At 34.3% G+C, this 4,066-nt stretch carries 4 protein-coding genes; 1 reads left to right on the top strand and 3 read right to left on the bottom strand.

The genetic code is table 11. The features are described 5' to 3' along the window. Window positions 1–465 precede the first annotated feature (465 nt). Window positions 466–1,008: a DUF2911 domain-containing protein gene (locus ACJAT7_RS18280; RefSeq protein WP_415228229.1), complete on the top strand. Its 543-nt coding sequence runs from the start codon at window positions 466–468 to the stop codon at window positions 1,006–1,008. Window positions 1,009–1,231: 223 nt separating this feature from the next. On the opposite strand, the gene ACJAT7_RS18275 is transcribed toward ACJAT7_RS18280, so the two are convergent. The 3 genes from ACJAT7_RS18275 to ACJAT7_RS18265 form a co-directional block, all read right to left on the bottom strand. After that, the gene (locus tag ACJAT7_RS18275; RefSeq protein WP_415228228.1) at window positions 1,232–2,140 is read right to left on the bottom strand and encodes a T9SS type A sorting domain-containing protein; all 909 of its coding nucleotides are present in this window, start codon (window positions 2,138–2,140) and stop codon (window positions 1,232–1,234) included. 34 nt (window positions 2,141–2,174) lie between these two features. After that, window positions 2,175–3,575, bottom strand: a complete 1,401-nt coding sequence (locus tag ACJAT7_RS18270) for a hypothetical protein (RefSeq protein ID WP_415228227.1) — start codon at window positions 3,573–3,575, stop codon at window positions 2,175–2,177. A 12-nt stretch (window positions 3,576–3,587) separates the two neighbouring features. Then, window positions 3,588–4,066 (bottom strand): T9SS type A sorting domain-containing protein (locus ACJAT7_RS18265; protein WP_415228226.1); only part of this gene is annotated, 479 nt, incomplete at its 5' end.

The raw sequence follows: 4,066 nt of genomic DNA, 5'->3' as shown, positions 1-4,066 counted from the left end.
CTTAAAACTACCAAGAAGAGCCATGCTTAAAAGTGCCTCTTTATGGTCTACAAACCCTTAATTAATTATATAGTTTGCAATAAATACTTGAGTTAGGCATTACTCACACCTTTTATTGTTAAATTTTTAAATTGTGAATGCTTCGTATTTACAACTGCATTCATTTTAAAAAATAATGCGCTGCAATTATGGTTTGGGTTAATTATTAACAGATTGCCACGTCCTTCGTCCTCGCAATAACGTTTTAAGAAGATATAGCGAAATATATTCATGCGTTCCTAGTATAAAAACAGTAAGCCACGAATAAAAGTAAGACCTCCCAATTGCTACTGGGAGTGGTAACTACTCAATAAAAAGAAACTATTTCTTCTTAAAATGTAAACTTTAACATTCGGTTTCGACTTTTATAAAAACTTTAAGAGAATTTTCATTTAACTTGAAAAAAATTAAAACTAAAGACACATTATGAAAAAATCAACATTTATTACAACCATCGCTTTTGCATGTATCATGTTATTATCTACAAATATAGATGCTCAAGAATTCGCGAAAATGGACAAAAGCCCCATGGATGGTGCTTCATTTCCAACAAGCTATAAAGATGCCAATAAGCAAATTAAGATCGTATACGGCAGACCGCAACTTAACGGACGTGAAGTGAGTACATTAGCAAAAAACGGTGAGGTTTGGCGTACTGGCGCTAATGAAGCTGCAGAGTTAACGCTTTACAAAGACATGACATTAGGGAGTACGCCTTTAAAAGCTGGGACTTATACCTTTTATGTGATTCCGGGAGATAAAGAATGGACTGCCATTATTAGTAAAGATTTAAACGTTTGGGGTTCTTATTTTTATAAGGAAGCTAACGATGTGGCACGTTTAGCTGTTCCCGTTACGGCTGGAGACTCTTTAGAAGCTTTCTCGATGGCGTTTACTGAAGATGGAAACACCATAAATATGCATTTAGGTTGGGGAACGGTAAGAGTTGCTGTTCCTTTTACGAAGTAAATTCCACTTATTTTTAAAACCCAAAAAGCCTTGACGTGTCGAGGCTTTTTTTATTTCAACAACAACTAGTTTTTCAACCAATCAAAAATTATTCTAAAGCACCAAGACGCCTCTGTTGTAAAAAGCCTTTTTATATTATCTCTATTCGATTCAACCGTTTATGAATAAACAAGTCTAACATTAAGGTGAAAAAACCTGAACATTTATTTGTTCTATAGTACTTTTATTCAATGATTACTTTTTTAGTTGTAGTCAGGTTTTTAGTATTTAGCTTAACAAAATAAATTCCAGACTGTAAACGAGATACATCAATCTCTTTAAGATTATTTTTAATATTCATAATATGTTTTCCTGTTAGGGAATAAACATCAATTGTTGTCAATTTCGCTACCTGTCCTTTAATATAAATAGTGTTTCTTGCTGGATTTGGATACAACAAAATACCCGTTAGAAGCTCAAAATCTTTATTAGATAAAGTAGCCCCACTACTCATAAACATTGCATCAACAAATTGTACATTTACATTTCGAGAATCAATATTAGCAGTACAATCTAGTGTAGTTGATGCACTATCAAATGGCCCGCAAGCTGTAAAAAACTGATCTCTACAACCAGACACCAATGTTTCGTTGTTTTCAAAAGTTAACATAGGTTCTTGATTTACATCAACATATTTAAATTTAAGATGAACTAATTTCTTTGGTGTAGTATTCATAAGTTCTGTCATAGCACCAGACGATACCCCTTGTGAAAAAGACCATGAAACTCTAGAGTCAGAATGATCATTTATGGTGTTGATATTATAAAAATTTGTGAATCCTGATAGCTCACCTAAAAAGTACCCACTACCATAATTAGCCGATATTTCAAATCTACTGTTAGCATAAACATTAACTCCAAAGGCAGACGTATTATAATTGAAGTATATTTGACCCGATCCTAATTTAAAATCGGCTTTCCCGTCAATGGTATGTATCATGACATCTACTTCATAAAAATCATCTACACCGTCATTAGTGTTTTTCACATTTTCAAAAGTGAATTGAACGTTTTGTGAAAAGCTGTTAAGCCCTATAAATAATGTAAGTAACGTAATAATACAGTTGTTGTTTTTCAAGTAATTTTTTTTCATGTTTTTTGTTGATAAATTAATTATTCTTTTATTTCTACGGTTTGGTGCTTAATTTTTTACCTGTAAACTGTTGTCCTTTACCTATATTAGGGTTTAGTAAATTGTTTAAATCGGTATTTTGCACTTCCCCATTCAAATCTATATCTGCATTGTTATATCCGCTTATTCCTCGCAATGGTTCAACAGCATTTTTATCGGTGTTTTGTACTTGACCGTCTCCATTAAAATCGCCAGCAAATAAGGCAAATTTTCCATCGCCCATATCTTTAATCGCATTAACATTTCCTAATAATAATGTGCTATTATTTGACAGGTCAATACTAGTTGTCCCTCCAGTTAAACTCACTGTATTATTGGTTAGAACGCCTAAATGATTGCGATGACTTAGTACTACGTAATAGTTTCCTGATAGACCATCAATGGTTACAGGTGACACACCATCAATATCTACAATATCGCCATCTCTTTGAATTAATGCCGAGGCTGAGGCCTCTATCGTTATGGCATCACTGCTATTTCTAAGTTCTATCCACACCCAGTCAACTATATCATCTTGTGTTAGGCCCAAACCGGAAGTTCCTCCGGCATTAAACACGGTGATGTCGCTTACAACTAATCCGTCTGTATAAGGACTGGTTATTGGGATTCTATTAGTGCTTCTTAACAGATCAACCATTAAGCCCGTATTCGTTTTGTAAGGGCCTTGCAAAAAAGCTTTTATTGCTATTGTATTGCCGGCGACCACTTCTGGTATCACTTCTATAGTCCATTCCTGTAAAACAGATTCATCTGCCGATAAAACATGTAGTGTATTTGGCCTTGTAAAATTCAATGAATTCGTTCCTGTCAACAACTTGTTTACATCAGCATACAAGTTTGCACCTGCACTCAATTGAAAAACAGCATTTAAATCGCTACTGTTTTGGGTAATAAAGGCGTTGCTTTCAATAGTTATTTCACTATTTAAAATAGTCGTATTTGTCACCCCTGCGCCGCTAAAACTAAAGTCAATAATATTTGCCGCATTACTCAATGCAGGACTCGCTAAACTAAAGGCCTGAAATACATTGCCATAATGGCGGTCAATCTCAAAGTTTACGGTTGTGGCAACATCTACGACTTGATCGTTTACCGAATTATAAATCTTGAAATTAACCGTTTCATTCGTGGTATTAGAAAACACTAACAAATAAGCTAAATACCTGTCGGTACTAGAAACATATATCAAGTTTGCAGTGCCTCGTAACTCGCCATTAACAAAGGCGCCCACTTTATCATTGGTGTTAGATAGTGTGCTGCCATCAAGGTTCAAAAACGAAACAAAAGACATCGTATATTGAAACTGACTTTCATTAACAACCCAATTTGGCGATTGTCCATAGGCACTTACTTGTAACAAGAGTAAAACTATTATTTTATAAAAATACGTCTTCATCTAACTCCCCTATTAATTCTTAATAATCTTGTTTATCAACATGTGTTTATTAGTAACTAAGTGTATCATATATATGCCATTGCTCACTTTTGGCGTTATACTAATAACATTAAATCCTTTAGTTACTTTAAAATCTTGCGTATACACCAATTGTCCGGTCATCGAATAAAGCTTTACAACGGCTGTCTGATTCGTATCAACATCAACCTCTAAAGAAAAGGCATTACTAAACGGATTTGGATACAAACTAACGCCACTCATCTTCTCCCGTAAATCTATAGGATTAGCAAAGGTTCCTAGCACATCATTCTTGTTAAAAGTAAATGTTTTTGTCGTAGGCTTCATCTCTGAACCATTACGTACATGAAATACTAAGTCCTCATTGCGATCGCCATAAATGGTAATAAAGCTTAACTCCTTGTTGTTATAAGTAGCTGTTCTTGCTTCCCCTTTTAAGGTATTATTCCTATCAAACACTAACAATTCATTAT

Origin of the sequence: Psychromonas sp. (assembly GCF_047632995.1) — a bacterium.
Lineage (GTDB): Bacteria > Pseudomonadota > Gammaproteobacteria > Enterobacterales > Psychromonadaceae > Psychromonas.
The sequence above is the reverse complement of the archived record's forward strand: the minus strand, read 5'-3'. Positions and strand labels throughout refer to the sequence as shown.

Excerpts from the sequence above, each read along its gene's own strand:
- ACJAT7_RS18280 (WP_415228229.1), top strand. The coding sequence starts at position 466 with ATGAAAAAATCAACATTTATTACAACCATCGCTTTTGCATGTATCATG.
- ACJAT7_RS18275 (WP_415228228.1), bottom strand. The coding sequence starts at position 2,140 with ATGAAAAAAAATTACTTGAAAAACAACAACTGTATTATTACGTTACTT.
- ACJAT7_RS18270 (WP_415228227.1), bottom strand. The coding sequence starts at position 3,575 with ATGAAGACGTATTTTTATAAAATAATAGTTTTACTCTTGTTACAAGTA.